Genomic DNA, 18,672 nt, shown 5'->3' on the forward strand with positions numbered 1-18,672 from the left:
ACCAACATCGCCCGCGCCAACCGACGAGCTGACCGCCGATCACACGACCTTATCGACGCCGTGACCAGCAGTTACACCAACACGCAATGACCCTGCCGTGTGCCCCGGCACGATCGACCCCCCGATGGTCACGCAAATGCTCGAGCGCGGGGAACTCAGCCTCGACGCCGCAATCGCGGGCATCGGCAATCCTCCGCCTGGGCCAATCCGAAGAAATCGCCGCAGCGGTGCTTTGGCTGTGCATCCCAGCCGCGTCCTACGTCACCGGCATCGCCCTACCCGTCGACGGCGGCCACCGCCAACTGACTGACCGATACCGCCCACGTCAACCACCTTTGCCGGACGCTAAACATGGACATTCCGGCGAAGTCTCAACGACTACTCTCTTCGTCCTCAGAATCCGCGTACTCGGCGTAGAGCAGGCGGCAGCCTCTAATTCCGGTAAGCAGGTCTTCGAGGAGATCCAGCGGCCGCTGCGGGTCCAGGGGAGTCAGGCGTACAGCCGACGGCTCCTCGGCGTCCTCCTCCTCTGTTTCCTCGCCACCGCTGACGACCAGCGCGGCGAGATCCGGGACGACGCCTTCGGCGACGAGCATCGCCTCGGAAACCATCTCGACCAGGATCCGATACGCCGAATCGCTGAAGTCGAACAGTTCCAACACCGCATTCGGCCGCCGAGCCGGCCCAGGATGTCATCGGCGCGGGTGACGTGGCCGAGCCGGTCGGCGACCTGACACAGCAACAGGTCGCCGGCCCGGTGGCCGGACGAGTCGTTGACTTCCTTGAACTTGTCGAGGTCGAGCAGGAGCAGTGCGACCGGCCTGCTTCCGGGGCGGGCAAGGACCCGGGCGAGGTGTTCAAGAACGGCCCGCCGGTTGGCCAGGCCGGTGAGCGCGTCGCGGCGGGCCTCTTCGTGCCGCTCGCGACCGACGGTCTCGAGCTTGCGGACGGTGGCCAGCGACCAAAGACGAGAACAAAGCGGCGCCCCCGAAGCCAGCGACCGCGCCGTCCAGCAGCAGGCGCGGCGGTAGCCGCGCACCGCCCGCCGCAGCTCGATCAAACCGACGAGGAGTTCCGCGTCCGTATCCGCGGCGAACGACAACCCGCGCGTGAGCCGGGGTCACGCCGATTGGATGCCGGCGACCCGCCAGTGGGAGTTCGCCGGGACCATGACGATGGCCTTCACGCCGTCGTCGGTGTCGACCACGAACTCGATGCGATCGGGCCGGCTGACGCGGGGTGCGATGTCGCCGCGGAGGGCGGCGGCGACCGGCCGGGTGAAGGTGTCGGTGTGGATCTGGTTCTGCAGGTCGGATGTGGCGAGCTCGGCGAGTTGTGATCGCCACGCCGTCGTCTCGATATCCTTCCGCACCCAGATGGTTGCGAAGCGATGGGCCTTGTCGTACGCCTCCCGGTAGTTCACCACCGGACCCGCACGCGGCGACTCCGTCGAGTTGGAGAACTGCAGCCGGCCGGGTTCGTTCCGGGCCGGCGACGGCCCTGAGCAGGCGCCGGTCAGCCCGATCGTCACGACGGCGAGCGCGACCCTAGTCCTCATCGGACTCCAGTTCCGCGAGCGTCGCGCCCGACACGGGACCGGTGCGCCACATCCGTACCAGATATTCCTCGTGGCCGTCGCCGGCCTCGCGTCCACGCCACGCGACGCGGGCCGCGTAGGTGCCGGCTCCCGCAGCCAGCGCGTCCTCCAGGTCGATCGCCAGGGCCGACGGCTGGTCGATGTAGATCGTTCCGCTCGGGCATTCCACCCGAAGATCGACGTGGCTGTCCCACTCGTCATCGCCACCGACCGGAGCGTCGCCGAGGTGTTCGAAATGCACGGTGACGGCGGATTCCGACGCCGGGCAGACGATGATCTGTCGCCCGTCGGACGCCGCGACATCGCTTCGAGCCAGCGCCAACAGGGCGTTCGTCTCGGCGATGCCCGGCTCGGTGATCCAGTCGCAGACGGCGAAGTAGCGGTACGGCAGGATCACTCGAAACGAAGTGGACACGGCACCTCTCAGAACCGGGGGGTAGGCCCGGCAAAGCCGGACCTACCCGACATTACTACGGGATAATGTCGACGTAAAACGCCTCGCTGTCGAGTATTCGGTTCTGCCAGTAGAAGTCCTTCAGCCGGTTTCCGCCGCCGTCGTTGTTATCCGCCGCCGGAATGGGCCGAACCGAATAGCGTTTGAAACCGCCGTTGGCCTCGGTTCCGTATTTCGCGCCCTCATAGGTCGAGGCGAATGGGAACTCGTCGCACTCGAGCCCGCCGGTCGCGTAATCCGGACCCCAGATGTCCTTGCAGGTGGCAATCGACACGGCCCGGTTCTCGTCGATCTTGCCGCTGTCGGTCAACCGGTGCAGGGGTTCGTTCGCGTTCCCACCCGGAACGGATTTACCGACCCAGCTCGGGAAGGTGCGTTCCGGCCGATGCAGCGCGTCGTAGATGTGCAGCGCCGACTTGGGATGGGTGTCGCTGCTGAGCCAGAGCCGGTAGATGAGCAGCGCCGACGTGAAGACGGAGCCGTAGTTGCGCCCCACCACCACCTGGCCCGCCGAGTCGAACCGGACCCTTGATTCGAAGACGGACGTCGGCAAGCCGGGAATGATCTCGTCGCCCGGGGCCGGAATCACCTGAACGGTCATCGTGAGGCCCATCGGAACCACCAGTTCGGCACCGGCGCCGGTCGCCGGGTCCGACGTGTAGGTCAGGCCACGACTCGGCCGGAGCAGCCAGTTCGCGAAGACGTCGGACAGGCCGGTCTGATCGGCGCAGGACACGGTCGGCGACCCCGGGCAGCCCTGAATCGAGAACTGGAGCGTGGTGAGCGGCCAGTCGATCACGTAGCCGGCTTCGACCTTGAACTCGATGTTCTCGACGCTGACCAGGTAGTCGACCTGACGAACCCCGTGGTTGGCGAAGCCGAGCACCCAGAGGTCGTAATCGGCGTGGCCGGCCTCCTTGCCGGTCCTGAGGTCGATGGCGGTGGTGGTCAGGCTCCCGGTCTTGCAGGCCATCATCCGATCGCGGAGCCATCCTTCAAGCGTGGCCGACGCCTGCGGCTTGCGCAGCTCACACTCGGCGCGCAGGTCGACCGGGTCCTCCTGCAGCGCCGCCGCGGCCTTGGCCTGATCGCCGGCCGCGCCGATCATCGGCCGCATGGTGGTGACGAACGCCAACCCGTCCCCGTCCGAGGCGGAGGCAGCGACCGGGCCCGGCGCCACCGCCGTGACTATCACGGCGATCGTGGACAGAACAATTGCCTTGAACTTCCAACGATTTCGCATTCCGCACCCCTATTTCGAAGCCGTGGCCGGACGGTTGAAGCAGGCGGATCCGAGGCACGCGTTCACCAGGTCGCCGGTCGCGGCGTCGTAGGTGAGCACGAAGCCGCGGTAGGGGCCTGCCGCGGGGCGGCCGTGCTGGAAACCGGACACCGTGGCCGTGCCCGAGACGACCAGCAGCGGTTCGCCGGACGCCAGAAGCGACGAGCGCAGGGCGCCGGCGGGGACGGTCTTGACGGTCAGCGCGGTTGCCGACCCGAGTGCCTTGCCGTTCTGGGCCCGCAGTTCCTTTCTGGCCGCGGCCCGGGCCTGCGCCACGGTCATCGCGGGCGGTCGTGTCCGGCTGAATTTCGCCGGGGCGGTTACGCCGAGGTTGCATTGCAGCCGGGCGGCGACACAGGTGTCGAGACCCGGCACCGTGCGCAGGCAGTCGGCCGGCGTGTTCTGCATGCAGGCGTGCAACTGCTGCTGGTCGACGCCGTTGATCGCGGCCGGCGGGATCGACGGGGCGACCGGAGCGGTGGGTGTCGCCGCGGCGGGCTGGGTGAAGCCGATGTTCTCCAAGTCCGATCCGCCGTTCGCGTTCGCAACGGTTTTGAGCGAGACGGTGACGCAGTTGGGTGCGGCCGAGGGCAGCATGGTCGAGGGACCGTCGCACTGCCGGTCGTTGACCACCGCTGCCGCGGCGGGCAGCCGTTGCCACACCCCGTTCGGGTCAAGCCCCTGCACCCGGTGCTCGATCCCGCTGGGCAGGACCGCGGTGCCATCGTCGCGCTTGGTGATGCCGGTCTCGAGGTAGGAGAGACCGGAGCCCTCCGAGTGCGTGGTGGTGCCGACGGTGTCGTAGTCGTACAGGATGTCCACCTTGCCGCCGGCCGCGCTCAGAGCCATGTACGTGTGGTTGAGCCCGTCACCGACGGAACCGCCGGCGGCCGCGCTCAGGCTGTGGTACTCGACGAACCCCGGCGCGCTCTCCAGCCAGTACGCCTCGTCCGTGATCTTCGGGGGTGTGGTGCCGTTCCCGGTGGAGTAGGCGTTTCGCCAGCCGACCTCGAACCAGTCCGGCACGCGGTCGAAGAACTGACTGTCGACCGTCTTACCGCCCAGGTATTGCGCGATCTCGGCGTTCTTTCCGCTGGTGAACGAGGCGAGTGACTGCTTCCAGTTCCCGAAGAACCCGGTCCGTGGCGGGTTGTAGCTCTGACAGGTGGCGGTGACGTCCACCGTGGGGCAGCTGCCCACCCCGGGACGAACCCGCCACCGCTCGCCTGATTCGTCACTGGTGTAGCACGAGTCCGGGTTGATACGACTCGGGTCGGTGCTCGGATGACTGTCGGCGTTCAAGCATTCACCGGCCCGGCCACTGGCGAACGCCCGCAGCCGGTATCCCGTCGCGGTCGTGGGCGCCGTGTTGGTGTAGAGCCACGAGCCGGACAGATTGCACGGCTGTAGATACAGCCCGAAATGCGCGTTGGGCGTCATGCACAGGCCGGACGCCGCGTTGCGCACCAGGAAGATGTAGCCGAGCGTCGTTTTCGTGACGCTTTCGAACGTCCACCGTTGCAGGCCGGCGTTGGCGTTGATGTCCGGTACATACGCCGCCGTAGTGAGATAGGACCCGGTCGTCTTCGCGGTAGCGGCCAGCACGACCGAGCGATCGGTCAAACCGATGACCAGAGGAGCGGAGACGGCCGCGGCGGCCGGCGGCGCGCTCAGATAATTCGCCAGGACCAAGGTTGGCAGGACGAGCAGCACGGCCATGACCGCACGTCGTAGCCGGCCTCGAGAAACAGTTTTGCGCCGCGATCGCAAGGTAGCGCCTCCAGCGAGAAACGTCGGGGGCGAATGGGCGAGGGCAGCCGGAATGTTCCGGCCGCGCCCGCGCGCGCAGGGCTGTGGACGGCCGCAGAAATCCACCCGCCCCCGCGTAAGTGACTCCGCAGCCGATCACAGAGATCGATGCCCAGCGATGCTTGCACGGATCGGCGCGAGTTGTCCACCCTGTTAACAGTGACCCTTTTGGTCGTGCCCTGCGCTCGGCCACGCGACCGGCCCGGCGCTTTCCGGGCCGGACCGCGCCATGGTGACGGGTCGTCAGGGGCGCACGGTTGCGGTTGAGGTGGTGAAGCCGTTCTTGTACATGAGGGCCTCGGCCATCAGCTGGATGGTTTCGGCGCTGTTGTTCTCGGCGGCGGCCTCGAAGTCGCCCCGCTCGCCGGCCTCAAGCGTTCGACCGTGCAGCCCGCGGCCTGCTGGACCGTAACCAGGATCTGGAGCTGCACCACATGCACGACCCGAACCAGGACCGGCTCACGTTGCGGCGGATGGCGTACTTCCGGGTCAAGCGCACCCGGCTCGGTGCGGCCTACGAGCGGTTCCTCACCGGTGCCCTGGAGCCCGGCGGGACGATCGTGCTGGCCGAATGCGGCCAGCGCTGGCCGGCGACGTCCGTGGGCGAGCGGCATCTGTTCCAGTTCGGCGCCGTCGGCGGCATCCCCGCCGGGAGTACCGCGACGGCAGCCCCCGGGTGGCGGCCTACCTACGCCGCTATCACGCCCCGGTCCAGCGATGGCAGCCGCCGGCCGCCGACACCGATGCTCCCGAAGCCGAGTGGGGATTCGCGCCCGGTCTGCGCGACGACGTCGCCGCCTTCGCCGCCCGGTACGGCTACCGCGTGCTCCGGCTGCGCTTCGACCAGCCCGAGGACCTCAGCCCGCTGGTCGCCGACCTCTACCGGCAGTGGTACCGCGAACGCGGACTCACGGGCAGGGGCGGCCACTTCGCCGGTGTCTCGCCCCGCCACTATCCCGCCGACCCGCGCACGTTCTTCGGTTCCAGCGGGCGTTGCGCGCCCTGCCGGACCGGCACGCCGTTCCCGGGCCGCGACCCTTCGCTGACGTGACCGTGTTCCTGCGCGACCATGCCACCGCCTATCCGCACGTCCAGGTAAGCGCCGTCTGAGCGACGGTGGCCGGCGTCGCCGAGCGGCACCTCATTCCACCGCGAGCCGGGTGAGGGCCTGCTCGACCGGCGTGGGCAGCCGGCGGCGACTGCCCACCGCCCAGGGCAGCTGTCGAAGCACGTCGCCGAGCGCGGCCGGCTCGCTGCAGAGGACAGCCATCGCGGCGCGGGCCACCACGGCGGGCGGCCGGCGCAGCACGGCGGTCAGGAGACGGTTGCGGGCCTCGAGGCGCCGGCGGCCTCGCGGGTCGCGGCCCGCCGGCTCCGGGAAGTGGCGCACCGTCAGCGACGGCACATAGGACAGCTGGTGCCCGGCCGCCGCCAGATCCATCGCGAGCAGGGCCTCCTCGCCGTACACGAAGAGCCGGGGCTGGAAGCCGCCCGCTGCGAGGAAGGTGTCCCGCCGCACCACGATCGCGCACGCGAGGAAGCCGAGCACGGATGGGCCGGCGGCGCCGGGCGGGGTGCCGAGCGGGGCCGCCGCCATCGCCGCCGAGACCGGATCGAGCCGGCCGGCCGCGCCGATCCGGATCTCGGCGGTCAGTAGTGCGGCCTGCGGGTGGGCGTTGAGCAGCGCGGCGGCGCGGGCGAGCGAGCCGGGCGCCCAGTACGAGTCGTCGTCGGCGAAGGCCACGTACGGGGTGCGGGCCCGCTCGACGCCGATGTTGCGGGCGGCCGCGCCGAGGTTGGCGTCCAGCCGCACCACGTCGGCGCCCGGTAGCCGGATCGGCTCGTCGGAGCCGTTGTCCACCACGATCACCGGCGCCCGGTGGTGGGCCGCGGTCTCGGCCAGCCGATCCGGACGGTTACGCGTGGCGACCACGATGGTCACCTCGTCGGTCTCGACGTGCGGCGGCGAGTCATCGGCGGCGGCCTGACTACCGGTGATCAAGGACATGGCGCGGCGTATACCCGGCTGCCGAGGGTCGAACCCGTCCGTTCACCCGATTGTGACGCCCTTCCGGAAAGCCCGTCACCGCAACCGACCGGCTGGTCGAGATACCCGATAGGGTTGAACGCCTGTTTATACCATTTAAGGGACTTACGACATTATATGTCCTCCCAACTGGTCGGCGGACTACAGTGTTTGCGTCCCGGTTCACCGGGCAACAGAGGCTCGTTCAATCAGTCAGTGGTGGGGTGAAGGACCGAGGTCGTCATGCCGAGAATCGATGAGAGGGAACCGCTCGAGGACCTGGATGCGGCAGCAGATGCCTATTCCACCGCGTTGGCCGGCGCCGACGATCCGGCGCGGCGGCGTCTGCGTGACGAGTTCGTCGGTCAAGCGCTCCCGCTGGCGCGCCGGTTGGCGCGGCGCTACCGCGGCCGCGGCGAGCTGGTCGACGATCTCGAGCAGGTGGCCCGGCTCGGACTGGTGAAAACGGTCGACCGGTACGACCCGGAGCGCGGATCGTTCACCGCCTACGCGATCGTCACCATCACCGGCGAGATCAAGCGCCACTTCCGCAACCACACCTGGGGCGTGCATGTCCCCCGCAGCATGCAGGATCTCAGCCTGGAGATCGCGCGGGTCACCAACGAGATGACCACCCGCCTCGCCCGCCGGCCGACCGCCGAGGAGATCGCCGAGCACCTCGGCGTCGATCCGCAGGAGGTCCGCCGCGCCCAGACCTCCGCCGCCGCTCACAGCCCCTCCTCGCTCAACGCGCCGATCGGTGATGCGAGCGGCACCGAGCTCGGCGACCTGTTCGGTGGCGGTGATCCGGCGCTGGGCATGGTCGAGGACGCGGCCACGCTGCAGCGGCTGCTGTGTCGCCTGCCCGTGCGCGAGCGTCGGATGCTGGCACTGCGCTTCTATGGCAATCTGAGCCAGGCCGAGATCGCCGAGAAGCTCGGCATCTCCCAGATGCACGTTTCGCGGCTGCTCAGCCGGGCGTTGTCCTGGCTGCGGGAAGCGATGCTGAGCGACACCCCGCCGATCTGGACCGGGGGCGACCAGGCCGACCACCGCCTGCGGATGGCCGTGACCTACGACAAGGAAGCGGTCGTGGCGTGTGTGCACGGTGAGGTCGACCGGGACAACGCCGATCACCTGCGTGGTGAACTGCTCACCGCGATCGGCGACTGCGATCGGGGTCGCGGTCTGATCATCGACCTGGCCGGTGTGCCGCTGCTCGGTGCTGCCGGCATCGCGGTCCTGGTCGCCGTGCACGAAGCAGCCCGGGTGCGAGCCGTCGCCGTACGCGTCGTGGGCCTCCAGCCGTTCGTGGCCCAGATCGTGAAGATGTCGGGGTTGCGGGACATGCTCGAGAGCTGACCTCAGGGCTCGACGGACCGGCCGAGTTCCCCGCTCAGCTGCCGCCAAACTGCTGCTCATCCTCCGATGCGATACGCGCGGCCGACTCCATCACGATGATCGCCCCGCTGGCGCCGTCCGCCGAGCCGCGCAGCGGACTGCCGGAGACCCGCACCGTGACCGGGCGCCCTCGGCGGTCGACGGCGTCCAGCCGCAGCTCGTCGGGGTCGGCGTTGTCGGCCAGCGCCTGCCGGATCAACGGGCGCAATTGGTCGACCGGCAGGCCGAAGTCGAGGTTGAGCAGATGCCGGTCGATCGCCTCGTCGGCGCGCAGACCCCAGAGGTTCTCAGCTTGACGGTTCCATGCGCGTACCTTCATGTCGCGGTCGACCACCGCGATCGCGGCGCGCAGGCCGGACAGGATGGCATCGAGAAAGGCGTTCGCGTTGTCCAACTCGGCGCTGCTGCGCTGCAACTGGTCGTTGATGCCCTGGAGTTCGTCGTTGGTCGACTGGAGCTCCTCGTTCATCGTCTCCAGCTCCTCGTTGGTCGACTGGAGCTCCTCGTTGGTCGTCTCCAGTTCCTCGACCGTCGACTGGAGCTCCTCGTTGGTCGTCTCCAGCTCCTCGTTGGTCGACTGAAGCTCCTCGTACGCCGCCTCGAGCTCTTGATTGGCATGCTCGAGCGCGAGGCGCAGCTGCTTCGCCGCGGTGACGTCATGAAAGATCAACGTCACGCCGAGCAGGCCCGCGTCCGAGTCGATCAGCGGGTTGACCTGGACGTCGAGGTGCATCGTCTCGGTCTGGCTGCGGACGAACTCGACGTCGGTCACGTGCATGGTGCGTCGCTCGACCTGGGCCTGCTCGATGTGCTGGCGCAGTTCGGTCGGGCGGTACGAGACCTGCAGATCACGGAACGGGCGGCCGAGGTCGCGCGACGTGATACCGAACAGGGCCGTCGCCTGCCGGTTGCAGAGTGCGAGCAGCCCGTCGGCGGTGAGCACGATCTGGGCGACCGGGCTCGCCAGCAGGGCGGCATTCCGCAACTGGTCGAGCCCGATCAGGTTCTTCCGGGCTGCCACGGACGACGGTTCGACCGAGGCCGAGCCGTTGAGCGAAACCAGCCTCGGGACTTTACGGAAGATCCGGCGTTTGAGGTCGGTGGGCAGGAACATGTTGCCGTGGCTCAGCAGCATCTCGGCCTTGCCGAGGAAGAGCGCGCCGCCCTCCACCAGGGCGAAGTGGAACCGGCCAAGCATCCGCGCCTGAGTCTCAGCATTGAAATACATCAAAGTGTTGCGGCAGGTCAACACGTCGACCCGGGAGATCGGCGCGTCCTGGACGAGATCGTTACGACCGAAGATCACCGAGCGGCGCAGGTCCTTGCGGAACACGTACCGGTTCGCGGTCTGCTCGAAATACCGCTCCAGCAGCTCGGATGGCACCCCGGCCACGTCCCGCTCGCTGTACGCCGCGTGCCGGGCCTCGTTGAGCTGTTCTTCGTCGACGTCGGTGGCGTAGATCTTGACGCGATCGCGCAACACCGCCGGCCCGAGCACCTCCCCCAGAACCATGGCCAGGGTGTACGCCTCCTGGCCGGACGCGCAGCCGGCACTCCAGATCCGGATCGGCGCGTCGGGGGCCTTGGCCTCGATCAGCGGTACCAGCGTCCGGTCGCGCAGGCTCTCCCACGCCTCCGGATCCCGGAAGAACCCGGTGACGTTGATCAGGATGGTGTTGAAGAGCGCGGTGAACTCGTCCGGGTGCACCTGGAGATAATCGAGGTACTCGCCGTAGTCAGCGATGTGGACCTGACTTGCCCGCCGGCTCACCCGGCGCATCAGGCTGGACCGCTTGTAGCCGGTGAAGTCGAAGCCGCGACTCTCCTTCAGATAAACCAGGAGCGCCTCGAATTTGCTGTCGACCGCGTCCTCGTACACCACGTGCGCCTTCTCCGATCGACTCTGCCTGCATGAACGTACGGCACCCCGGGCCGCGCCGGCCGAGGTCACTCCGCCGTCGTGGCGCTCGACCCGGCCAGCTCCTGGATCAACCGGCGGATCAGGACGCCGGCCTGCTCGGCCTCTTCAGCCATCTGGGTGTAGAGCCGGCCGGTGCCTGGGCTGCGCCGGGTCCCGGCCATCCGCCGGCCGAGGGCCGACTTCTCCTCCAAGGCCCGCAGCGCCGTCCACAACGCGCCCTCGGTGGCCACCGCCTGCTCGTCCAGGAGACTCTGCGGTGACCAGGCGTGTCCCACCCGGCAGCGGTAGCGCGGCGCCTCCTGATCGGTCAGTTCGATCAGGGCGCCGCCGCAACTCGGACAGCCGAACGCGCCGGGGGCGTCGGTGATCCGGTCGATCGTGAGCGGCGCGAAGGCGTCGATCGCCACCTCGTCGGACAACAGATCGTCGGCCGACGCCGGCTCCGTGCGGTCCAGCGGCTCGGCGACCAGGCCGGCGAGCAGCGCCCCGAGATCAGCGGCGGGCGCGATGTGGTCGGGTTCCAGCCGGGCCATGACGGCCAGCGGCATGGCGGGGTGCAACGCGTCCTCCGGATCCTGCACGACGACCGTGCCGCCCCGGGCGGCGACGACGACCGCCCCGACCGCGCCGTCGTCCCGGGTGCCCGAGAGCACGACGGCGATGACCCGCGGACCGGCGGCGCGGGCCGCGGAGCGGAAGAGCGGATCGATAGCCGGACGATGCCCGTTCTCCGTCGGCCCGGGGCTGACTCGAACATGATCATCAAGTACCAGCAGATGATGGTCCGCCGGCGCGACGTAGATGCGACCCGGCTTGAGCGGCTCGCCGTCGACGGCCGCGCGGGCCGGCAACGGTCCCGAACGGGCGAGGATGCTGGGCAACGCGCTCGGCGACTCACGGGGCACGTGCAGCACGACCAGGACGGCGGCCGGCAGATCGGGCGGCAAGGTGGCCACCATCGATCGAAGGGCCTCGACACCGCCGGCCGACGCACCGACGACGATCACGTCTCGATTCATCACAGGACCCCGCCGCGCGGTCGACCGAAGGTCAATACGCCCGGCCGGACGACGCGACTCGGCGCGACAGCGAAGCCCACACCACTTTACCGCTTTCGGCCGGAAGCCATCCCCACGAGAGTGCGCTGACACTCACCAGCTTCAGTCCGTTGCCGCGCTCCGCTATGCCGGCGGCCGGGTCGGGCACGACGGGCGGCTGGGTGGACCCGTCACGGACGGCAATCGTCAGGTGGCGCTCGCCGAGCGTCAGCCGCAGGTGGGCGATGGTGCTCGCGTGTACGGCGGCGTTGCTGACCAGTTCGCTGGCGATGAGCGTGGCCGGTCCGACCAGGTGCGGCAGGTCCCAGCGCAGGCAGGCTTCGGTCGTGACGTCCCGGGCATGCCTGGCCGCGCCGGCGATCGGCAGCAGCTGCTCGCTCAGTGTGGACCGTACGCGTCGATGAGTTCGGACGTGTTCACGGCCGGCCGCGACGCTCTCGAACACCGGCAGGCGCCGGAAGGCGGCGGCAGCGAGCATGGTTCGCACCTCGTCGGTCGGCCCGCACAACAGGACGGGAACGCCGGGCCAGCGGGCCGCATCAGCCGAGAAAGCGAGGAAGACAGTGAGCGTGAGCGGGTCGTCCACGGTGAGCCCGTTCAGGCCGATCAGGACCGACGCCGGCTGCTCGGCGAGGCATTTGTCGAGGCTCAGTCGCAGCTTCGCGACGTCGGCGAAGGTGAGCCTGCCCGTCGGTGACGCAAGCACGTCAGGGTCATGGTCTGCTACCTCGAACTCGATCGGCATCTGAGGAGCCACCTCTCAATGGCGCAAGCATACCCGGCCGAGCGGTACTGAAACCGGGCGCCAGAGGGCCACTCAGGTGCCGGCCGTGCTCCGTTTCCGTACCCGGGCGACCAGGTCACCGGCTCGCGACGTAGCAACGTCAGCCGAACGAGTTTGCCGGGCGTGAATCGGGGAAGACGGCGGCATGGTTACGGAACGGACAACGGCCAGGCACGTCGTGGCGGTCGGTGCCTCGGCCGGCGGCGTCGAGGCGCTGCGGGACTTCGTCGGCGGCCTCCCGGCGGATCTGCCGGCTGCGGTGCTGGTCGTCACGCATCTGCCCGAAGTCGGCACCAGCGCCCTGCCCGCGATCCTGCAGCGGTGCGGACCATTGCCGGCCGCTGCCGCCCAGCAGGGTGAGCAGCTACGGGCGGGGTGCATCTATGTCGCGGTCAACGACCGGCACCTGCTGGTGAAGGGCGACCGCATCCTGCTCAGCGACGCGCCGAAGCAGAACCGGGCGCGCCCGGCCATCGACGCGCTGTTTCGCAGCGCTGCCCGCTGGTTCGATTCGCGAGCGGTCGGTGTCGTGTTGTCCGGTGCTCTGGACGACGGTGCGGCCGGTGCGGCGGCGATCGCCGCCTCCGGAGGCGGCATCGCCGTGCAGGATCCGCGGGATGCGCAGATCGGATCCATGCCCGCGGCTGCGCTCGCCGTCGTCCCGGATGCCGCGGTCGCACCGGCGACCCGGCTCGGAGCCGAGGTCCAGCGACTCCTTCTCCACCACGACAGCTCTTCTGCCGTCACCGTGAGTGACGACACGATCCGGGAGGCCGAGATGATGGAGAGTCCGATGGCGGCCGGCCACGGGCTGACGCCGGGCGAGCCCGCGGCCCTGAGCTGCCCCGACTGCACCGGCGGCATGAACGTCGTCCGGACCGGCCCGGCAGTGCACTATCTGTGCCATGTCGGGCATGCCTGGTCACCGCACGCGCTGGCCGCCGCCCAGCGGGAGAAGATCGAGGTCGCGCTCTGGACCGCGGTCAGCATGCTCGAGGAGCAGTCGGCCGTTCACCGGCAGATCGCCGAGCAGGCCGCTCGCGGCGGGGCCGCCCTCACCATCCGGCACCAGTTGGCGGCCGCCGACGAGGCCATGCACGCGGCCGGGGTTATCCGGCAGAATTTCCCCGACCTGCTGCCGGCCCTGCCGGAACCCCAAGCGGCGGGCTTCGAGCGCCGGACGGTCCTGCCGGAGGCTGCGGGCCGATAGGAACACCATGGCCGACCCGGGAAGCGTTTTGTCCGGGGTTTCGGCGTCATCGAGGCGTTTGACCGGGCAGGTGCCGGGTATGCGTCCGGTCCCTGATCCGCTCATTGAGGAGCCCTCAGCCATGGAAGACCACAGCCCGGCCAAGATCGTCAAAGACGTCGTGGCGGCCGCTGCGGCGAAGGTGACCGACGCTCTCACCCCCGACGTACCCGGTGCGCCCGGCAGCGGCACGCCGAGCATCGAGGAACCGACCACCCCGCATGACCCGTTGCCGCCGAAAAAGGAGCAGGGCACCCCGGACACCCGGACCCCGACCGGCGCCGAAACCGGTGTGCCGCCGACCGGCAAAGCGCAGCAGGGCGCTTATCTCACGACCGCGCAGGGCGCCCGCCTGCGCGACACCGACCACTCGCTCAAGGCCGGTCCTCGCGGTCCGATCCTGCTGCAGGATCACCACTTCCGCGAGAAGATCACCCACTTCGACCACGAACGGATCCCCGAGCGGGTCGTGCACGCCCGCGGCACCGGCGCGCACGGCGTCTTCACCGGTTACGGCACTGCCGACGCGCTCACCCGGGCCGGCTTCCTGAAGAAGGACAAGGAAACCCCGGTTTTCGTACGCTTCTCCACCGTCCTCGGTTCACGCGGCTCGGCCGACACGGTCCGCGACACCCGCGGCTTCGCGACGAAGTTCTACACCGACGAGGGCACGTTCGACCTGGTCGGCAACAACATCCCGGTGTTCTTCATCCAGGACGCGATCAAGTTCCCGGACATCATCCACGCCGCCAAGCCGCACCCGGACCGGGAGATCCCGCAGGCGCAGAGCGCGCACGACACCTTCTGGGACTTCGTCTCGCTGCACACCGAGGCGCAGCACCACACGATCTGGAACATGTCCGACCGGGGCATCCCGCGCTCCTACCGGACCATGGAGGGCTTCGGGGTCCACACCTTCCGGCTGGTCAACGACGCCGGGGGAACCGTACTGGTCAAGTTCCACTGGAAGCCCAAGCTCGGCGTGCACTCGCTGACCTGGGAAGAAGCCCAGCTGATCAACGGCGTCGACCCCGACTTCCACCGCCGCGACCTGTACGACGCGATCGAGGCCGGCGCGTACCCGGAATGGGAACTCGGCCTGCAGGTCTTCCCCGACATCCCGGAGGAGACCTTCGCCGGGATCGACCTGCTCGACCCGACCAAGATCGTGCCGGAGGAACTGGCCGAGGTGCAGCCGGTCGGCCGGCTCGTGCTCAACCGCACGCCGACCAACTTCTTCGCCGAGACCGAGCAGGTCGCCTTCCACCTCGGCAACCTGGCGCCGGGCATCGACGTCACGAACGACCCGCTGCTGCAAGGACGCCTCTTCTCGTACGTCGACACCCAGCTCACCCGCCTCGCCGGGCCGAACTTCCCGCAGATCCCGATCAACCGGCCGCACGCCCCGGTCAACGACATGCTGCGCGACGGCTTCCACCAGCAGGCGGTCCACGGCGGAGTCGCCCCCTACCGGCCGAACTCGCTCGACGGCGGCAACCCGTTCGAGGCCGGCGACGAGCAGAACGCCTTCCTGGACGTGCCGGTCCGGGTCGCCGAGGCGCCCAAGATCCGAGCCAACCCGGTCTCCTTCGACGACCATTTCAGCCAGGTGCGGCTGTTCTGGCTCAGCATGACGCCGGTCGAGCAGGAACACATCATCGCGGCCTACACCTTCGAGCTCGGCAAGTGCTACCACCAGGCGATCAAGGAACGGCAGCTGCAGTGCCTGGCCGATATCGACCCGGTGCTCTGCGAGCAGGTGGCCACCGGTCTCGGCCTGCCGGCGCCACAGCCGCGTACCGCGCCGGCGGAGGTCGTGCCCAGCCCGGTGCTCTCGCAGTTGGGCGGCCGTTGGCCGGCCGACGGCCGGATCGTCGGCATCGTAGCCGGACCGGACGCCGACCTGGCCGGCGTCTCGGCGGTACGTACGGCCATCTTCGCCGCCGGCATGGTGCCGCTGGTGATCGCGCCGCACGGCGGGCAACTGGGCGACCTGAGCGTCCAACGGACCTTCGATACCGCCCGATCGGTCGAGTTCGACGCGATTCTGCTGGCGGCTGCTCCCGCACCGGCTCCGGATGCCATCGGGGCCCGCGACGCGAAGGCCGGGGCTCCGGGCGGACCCGGTGACCTCGATCCCCGGTTGCTGCGCCTGGTCGACGAGGCGTGGCGGCATGCCAAGGCGATCGGCGCCTGGGCCGGCGGCGACGCCGTCCTCGAGGCGGCCGGAATCGCCGGCACCCCCGGGGTCGTCTCGGCCGCCGCCGGTCCGGAGGCCTTCTCGGCCGTACAAGAACTCCTGGCCGCGCACCGGGTGTGGCAACGCTTCCCGGTCTCGATCCCCTGACCCCGCGAAGGACCCACCATGAGCGAACTCCAGCAGAAGCCGCCCGGCACCACTACGGCGATGCGGCAGCAGCCGGACCACGGCGAGGACAGCTACCGGGGCTCCGGCCGGCTGACCGGCAAACGTGCTTTGATCACCGGCGGCGACAGCGGAATCGGGCGAGCCGTCGCGCTCGCCTTCGCCCGCGAGGGCGCCGACGTCGCCATCTCCTACCTGAACGAGGACGACGACGCCCGCGACACGGCCGCACTGGTCGAGAAGGCGGGCCGGCAGGCGTTGCTGATTCCCGGCGACCTCGCCGACCGGGACCACTGCCGGTCGGTCGTCGAGCAGACCGTCCGGCAGTTCGGCGGCCTCGACGTCCTGGTCAACAACGCCGCCTTCCAGATGACCCACGAGGCGATCGAGGAGATCACCGACGAGGAATGGCAACACACGTTCGACCTCAACATCACCGCGATGTTCCGGCTCGTGCAGGCCGCCCTCCCACATCTGGGCGAGGGCGCATCGATCATCAACACCAGCTCGATCAACTACGACACGCCGAAGCCGACGCTGCTGCCCTACGCCACGACCAAGGGCGCCATTGCCAATTTCACCGCCGGCCTGGCCCAGATGCTGGGCGAACGGGGCATCCGGGTCAACGCGGTCGCGCCTGGTCCGATCTGGACGCCGCTGATCCCCTCGACGATGCCTCCGGAGCAGGTGGCGGAGTTCGGCAAGAACACGCCGCTGGGCCGGCCCGGTCAACCCAGGGAGGTCGCGCCGGTTTACGTGCTGCTCGCCTCCGACGAGGCCGGCTACATCTCCGGGGCGGTCATCCCGGTCACCGGCGGCAAACCGATCCTCTGAGGAACCCACCTGCGCCGGCGCGGATCGCCGCAGTCCAAGCCGGTCGGCACCGCCCACACAGCAACCGGAATCGAAGGTTGAGGCCCGCATGAAGACGGACACCGGGGGGTAGACGAACGTTCGCCCAAGGTCGAGCGCCGGGCCGCGGCGGTCTCGGCCTGCAACTGGTTCGCGATCTCGCTCGCGGCATGGGCTGGTACGTGGACGGCACGGTGAAACACGTATGGGCGCAGTTTCCCATCCCGCATATCTGACAAGCCCGGAGAGCCGGTAGCCCGCGCTCTGGTCCATGCTCAGCCCGGGAGCGCCGAGGCTGACTCGGCCAGCACCTCCTCCGGGCTGACGGCCAGCAGGGCGGGATGGACACCGGCCCCGAGGGCGTCGCCCGGCTCGCTCCGGGTGCCGTGCCAGATCGCCCGGTGCTGAGGCCGGTCCGGTGGCGGTCCCCAGCGCACCGGCGACATCGGCCCGAACAGGACGACGGACGGCGTGCCGTAGGCGGTCGCCAGGTGGGCGATGCCGGTGTCACCGCTGATCAGCAGGCGCGCGCGGGCGACGAGTGCGGCGAGCTCCCCCAGGGTCGTCGAGACGGCGGCACCGGCCGGAAGTCCGGCGCCGGCGGCCACCTGTGCCGCGAGATCGTGCTCGGCCGGGGAGCCGGTGATCATTACCCGGTGACCGTCCGCGTGCAGCCGGCGGGCGACGGCGGCGTACCGCCCGGCCGGCCAGCGGCGCGACGGCGACTTGGCGCCGGGATGGATGATCGTGACGCCGGCCGGAACCCGCACCTCGGGGACGGCCAGTGTCAGGTCCCCCGGGTCGGTGGCGACGCCGTAATGGTTCACCAACCGGCACCAACGACGGACTTCGTGCTCGCCGGGGTCCCAGGCGGGACCGTCGAGGTGCCGCGCCTCGGCGTTCGCGAAGGCCCAGAGTTTCGCCGGCTGGGCGGCTTGCAGCAGCCGGTGCGACTCGGGGCCGCGGCCGTGCAGGTTGAGCGCGATCTCCGGCGCCGGCGACGTTCGCACCACGGACGCGAGGCCGTCGACCGGCACGACCCGGTCGACGGCACCGATCAGGTCGATCAGTGGCGTCAGCCAGGCCGGCGCGGCCAGCGCGAGGGTGTCGCCGCGGAAAGCGGCCCGGAGCCCGCGGATCGCGGGCACCGAGGCCGCCAGGTCGCCCACGCCGAGGGCGCGAAGGACGAGGATCACGGGTACGACGTCTCCGTCTCGGCGGCGATGACCAATTCGCGGACGGCGCATCCAGCCGGCTGGCCGAGCGCGAACATGATGGCGGCGGCGACGTTGGCCGGGTCGTTGAGGATCGCGTCCGGGCCGGGCTTGTACTGCTCGTCGCGGTCATCGAAGAACTTCGTACGCATGCCGCCCGGGATCACCAGCGTGACGTTGACCTGGCCGGCCAGCTCGGCCGAGAGCGCGCGGGTGAAGCCGACGACGCCGAATTTCGCCGCGCAGTAGGCGGTCGCGTCACCGACCGCCTTGACGCCGAGCGTGGAGGCGATCGTGACCACCCCGCCGTGCGACTCCTTGAGCGCCGGGATCGCGGCCCGGATCACCGCGGCGGTGGCGAGCAGGTCGATGGTGACGATCCGGTCCCAGGTCTCGCCGGGGATGTCGGCGAGCGCGCCGGGCACGTCCATGCCGGCGGCCGTGACGATGCCGTCGATGGTGCCGCCGGCCTCCTCGACAGCCCGGCGGGTCGCGGCTTCGGCGGCACGCGTGTCGGCCAGATCGCACTCGATCCACGGCACGTCGCCGGCGGGCCGCTGCCGGTCGATGACGAACGGGCGGCCGCCCACCTTGATCACGGCATCCACGACGGCGGCGCCGAGCCCGCTCGAGCCGCCGGTGACGATGACTGCATCCATG

The 18,672-nt window shown here is 69.6% G+C and carries 16 protein-coding genes and 2 pseudogenes; 6 read left to right on the forward strand and 12 right to left on the reverse strand.

Translation table 11 applies throughout. The annotated features are described in order from the left end of the window. Window positions 1-86: 86 nt before the first annotated feature. A pseudogene (locus AB0E90_RS49465) lies at window positions 87-281 on the forward strand (hypothetical protein); the annotation flags it as partial. Window positions 282-371: 90 nt separating this feature from the next. Here the strand turns inward: AB0E90_RS49465 and AB0E90_RS49470 are convergent. The 6 genes and pseudogenes from AB0E90_RS49470 to AB0E90_RS49495 all read right to left on the reverse strand — a co-directional run bounded on the left by AB0E90_RS49470 (window position 372) and on the right by AB0E90_RS49495 (window position 5,052). Beyond that, window positions 372-659, reverse strand: a complete 288-nt coding sequence (locus tag AB0E90_RS49470) for a hypothetical protein (RefSeq protein WP_360420507.1) — start codon at window positions 657-659, stop codon at window positions 372-374. A gap of 11 nt (window positions 660-670) precedes the next feature. Then, window positions 671-910: pseudogene (locus AB0E90_RS49475) on the reverse strand (diguanylate cyclase); the annotation flags it as partial. A gap of 210 nt (window positions 911-1,120) precedes the next feature. Beyond that, window positions 1,121-1,558, reverse strand: coding sequence for a hypothetical protein (locus AB0E90_RS49480; RefSeq protein ID WP_360420439.1), 438 nt, complete (start codon window positions 1,556-1,558; stop codon window positions 1,121-1,123). Next, window positions 1,548-2,012: a hypothetical protein gene (locus tag AB0E90_RS49485; RefSeq protein WP_360420441.1), complete on the reverse strand. Its 465-nt coding sequence runs from the start codon at window positions 2,010-2,012 to the stop codon at window positions 1,548-1,550. Before AB0E90_RS49485 ends, AB0E90_RS49480 begins: the two co-directional genes overlap by 11 nt. 55 nt (window positions 2,013-2,067) lie before the next feature. After that, a complete protein-coding gene (locus AB0E90_RS49490) occupies window positions 2,068-3,294 on the reverse strand; it encodes a NucA/NucB deoxyribonuclease domain-containing protein (RefSeq protein WP_360420443.1) in 1,227 nt (408 codons plus the stop codon). A gap of 9 nt (window positions 3,295-3,303) precedes the next feature. Beyond that, on the reverse strand, window positions 3,304-5,052 hold the full coding sequence (locus tag AB0E90_RS49495) for a hypothetical protein (RefSeq protein ID WP_360420445.1): 1,749 nt from the start codon (window positions 5,050-5,052) through the stop codon (window positions 3,304-3,306). A 661-nt stretch (window positions 5,053-5,713) separates the two neighbouring features. Between AB0E90_RS49495 and AB0E90_RS49500 the strand changes: the two genes are divergently transcribed. Then, on the forward strand, window positions 5,714-6,193 hold the full coding sequence (locus AB0E90_RS49500; protein ID WP_360420447.1) for a hypothetical protein: 480 nt from the start codon (window positions 5,714-5,716) through the stop codon (window positions 6,191-6,193). Between the two features lie 90 nt (window positions 6,194-6,283). On the opposite strand, the gene AB0E90_RS49505 is transcribed toward AB0E90_RS49500, so the two are convergent. Further along, on the reverse strand, window positions 6,284-7,150 hold the full coding sequence (locus tag AB0E90_RS49505) for a glycosyltransferase (protein WP_360420449.1): 867 nt from the start codon (window positions 7,148-7,150) through the stop codon (window positions 6,284-6,286). Between the two features lie 261 nt (window positions 7,151-7,411). Between AB0E90_RS49505 and AB0E90_RS49510 the strand changes: the two genes are divergently transcribed. Beyond that, window positions 7,412-8,530 carry a SigB/SigF/SigG family RNA polymerase sigma factor gene (locus AB0E90_RS49510; RefSeq protein ID WP_360420451.1) on the forward strand — a complete coding sequence of 373 codons (1,119 nt, stop codon included), beginning with the start codon at window positions 7,412-7,414 and terminating at the stop codon, window positions 8,528-8,530. A 34-nt stretch (window positions 8,531-8,564) separates the two neighbouring features. Here AB0E90_RS49510 and AB0E90_RS49515 read toward each other — a convergent pair whose 3' ends face one another. From AB0E90_RS49515 to AB0E90_RS49525, 3 genes are all read right to left on the reverse strand, one after another. Further along, a complete protein-coding gene (locus tag AB0E90_RS49515) occupies window positions 8,565-10,451 on the reverse strand; it encodes a CheR family methyltransferase (protein WP_360420453.1) in 1,887 nt (628 codons plus the stop codon). Window positions 10,452-10,516: 65 nt separating this feature from the next. Beyond that, window positions 10,517-11,509: a chemotaxis protein CheB gene (locus tag AB0E90_RS49520; protein ID WP_360420455.1), complete on the reverse strand. Its 993-nt coding sequence runs from the start codon at window positions 11,507-11,509 to the stop codon at window positions 10,517-10,519. 31 nt (window positions 11,510-11,540) lie between these two features. Continuing rightward, the gene (locus AB0E90_RS49525) at window positions 11,541-12,293 is read right to left on the reverse strand and encodes an STAS domain-containing protein (protein ID WP_360420457.1); all 753 of its coding nucleotides are present in this window, start codon (window positions 12,291-12,293) and stop codon (window positions 11,541-11,543) included. 184 nt (window positions 12,294-12,477) lie between these two features. Here AB0E90_RS49525 and AB0E90_RS49530 point away from each other — a divergent pair, with 184 nt between their 5' ends. The 3 genes from AB0E90_RS49530 (at window position 12,478) to AB0E90_RS49540 (ending at window position 16,780) form a co-directional block, all read left to right on the forward strand. Then, the gene (locus AB0E90_RS49530; RefSeq protein ID WP_360420459.1) at window positions 12,478-13,542 is read left to right on the forward strand and encodes a chemotaxis protein CheB; all 1,065 of its coding nucleotides are present in this window, start codon (window positions 12,478-12,480) and stop codon (window positions 13,540-13,542) included. Between the two features lie 121 nt (window positions 13,543-13,663). Then, the gene (locus tag AB0E90_RS49535; RefSeq protein ID WP_360420461.1) at window positions 13,664-15,928 is read left to right on the forward strand and encodes a catalase; all 2,265 of its coding nucleotides are present in this window, start codon (window positions 13,664-13,666) and stop codon (window positions 15,926-15,928) included. An 18-nt stretch (window positions 15,929-15,946) separates the two neighbouring features. Continuing rightward, window positions 15,947-16,780 carry an SDR family oxidoreductase gene (locus tag AB0E90_RS49540; protein ID WP_360420463.1) on the forward strand — a complete coding sequence of 278 codons (834 nt, stop codon included), beginning with the start codon at window positions 15,947-15,949 and terminating at the stop codon, window positions 16,778-16,780. A gap of 293 nt (window positions 16,781-17,073) precedes the next feature. On the opposite strand, the gene AB0E90_RS49545 is transcribed toward AB0E90_RS49540, so the two are convergent. Both AB0E90_RS49545 and AB0E90_RS49550 read right to left on the reverse strand, forming a co-directional pair. Then, window positions 17,074-17,994: a glycosyltransferase family 9 protein gene (locus tag AB0E90_RS49545; protein WP_360420465.1), complete on the reverse strand. Its 921-nt coding sequence runs from the start codon at window positions 17,992-17,994 to the stop codon at window positions 17,074-17,076. Then, window positions 17,991-18,671 carry an SDR family oxidoreductase gene (locus tag AB0E90_RS49550; RefSeq protein WP_360420467.1) on the reverse strand — a complete coding sequence of 227 codons (681 nt, stop codon included), beginning with the start codon at window positions 18,669-18,671 and terminating at the stop codon, window positions 17,991-17,993. The genes AB0E90_RS49545 and AB0E90_RS49550 overlap by 4 nt, the downstream gene beginning before the upstream one ends. Window position 18,672 lies beyond the last annotated feature (1 nt).

The sequence above is a fragment of the Actinoplanes sp. NPDC026619 genome (assembly GCF_040638295.1).
GTDB lineage: Bacteria > Actinomycetota > Actinomycetes > Mycobacteriales > Micromonosporaceae > Actinoplanes.